Below are 318 nucleotides of genomic sequence, written 5' to 3' on the forward strand. Positions count from 1 at the left end.
GTGGTGCGGCGCCAACCGCGGCTCGCCCTGCGCTCGTTGATCGCACTGCTGGTGGGCTTCGCAGTGGCGATACTGGTGACGGTCGCCTTCACCCTGTTCATGGACGCCGCCGGGCTCTTCCACGAGTCGGATCTCGAAGGGGACCGTCCCAACACGGCGTTCGTGTACGCGCCCAACGCCTTCTCGTTCATCGTGGCCGTCCTGGCCGGCATGGCGGGCACGCTCTCGCTGACCTCCGCCAAGTCGGGCGCTCTGGTGGGGGTCGCCATCTCGGTGACGACCGTTCCGGCCGCCGCCAACGCCGCGGTGGCCCTCGCC

General features: G+C 70.1%; 1 protein-coding gene. It reads left to right on the forward strand.

Going from position 1 to position 318, the window contains the following annotated elements; translation table 11 throughout:
• On the forward strand, positions 1-318 hold a 318-nt coding region (locus IG05_RS0141380), incomplete at both ends, for a DUF389 domain-containing protein (protein WP_037816044.1).

This window comes from Streptomyces sp. NRRL S-1022, from assembly GCF_000720135.1.
Taxonomy (GTDB): Bacteria; Actinomycetota; Actinomycetes; order Streptomycetales; family Streptomycetaceae; genus Streptomyces.